The sequence below is a fragment of the Bradyrhizobium sp. PRIMUS42 genome (assembly GCF_023006515.1).
Taxonomy (GTDB): Bacteria; Pseudomonadota; Alphaproteobacteria; order Rhizobiales; family Xanthobacteraceae; genus Bradyrhizobium.
In genome coordinates, this window is sequence record NZ_JALBGZ010001319.1 from 1 (window position 1) to 851 (window position 851).

Annotated in this window: 2 pseudogenes; both read left to right on the forward strand. The window is 63.0% G+C overall.

Annotated features, from left to right (window positions below):
* Nucleotides 1–450: pseudogene (locus MOV75_RS40015) on the forward strand (hypothetical protein); the annotation flags it as partial.
* An 87-nt stretch (nucleotides 451–537) separates the two neighbouring features.
* Nucleotides 538–851 (forward strand): annotated as a pseudogene (locus tag MOV75_RS40020) (hypothetical protein); the annotation flags it as partial.

Consider the following 851-nt stretch of genomic DNA (forward strand, 5'->3'; position numbering starts at 1 on the left):
CAGGCCTTTGCCGCTGCAACGCCGTCCGATTTCCCGATGCCCAAGGCGTCGAGCCTGTCCGAAGCGCCCGCCGCGGCGGAGGTTCCCGCCGTCGAAGTTCCGGCCAAGCCGAAGGTGGCGGCCAAGCCGCAGCCGCAGAAACATTATACCCTGCTCTCCGACGCACAGATCTCCGGCATCAGGGATCGCCTGAAACTGTCCTCGTCGCAGGAATATTACTGGCCTTCGGTCGAGACCGCGCTGCGCAACGTCGTCCGCAAGATCTCGGCCAACAGGCTCTCCAATCCGAACGCGCCACCTAGCGCGCAGATTGATCCGAATTGCGATGAGGTCCAGCAGTTGAAGTCGGCCGCAATGCCCCTGCTGTTCCAGCTGCGTGACGATCAGAAGGAAGAAGTGCGCAAGCTCGCCCGCCTCATCGGGCTCGAAAAGGTCGCGCAGCAGATCTGACGGCGTAAGTTCCTCCGGGAACTGCTACGACACCAGGAACATCCGGCAATCAACGCGCGTTGCTCGCTCCAAAGAGGGAGTGGATTAATGCGCGCCTCGACAGCCTATTTCGTCGGTGCCGGAACCATTGTCGTGGCCATTGCCATCGGTCTCGGTGGCGGCATCGTTGCCGGCAACATCATGAATCCGGTCACGTCCAAACAGGGTCCGGACACCAGCAAAATGGCGCAGCGCGCCGAATCCGCCGGCGCGCCGGCGGCGACAAAGGCGCCCTCGGAACGCGTCGATTATCTCACAGGCTCGCAAGCCTTCGGTACGATTGTTGCGACACCGGCGCAGGCCGAAGCCAAGCCTGAAGCCGCAAAGCCTGACACGCAGCCCACCCAGGCGAACGCCGAACC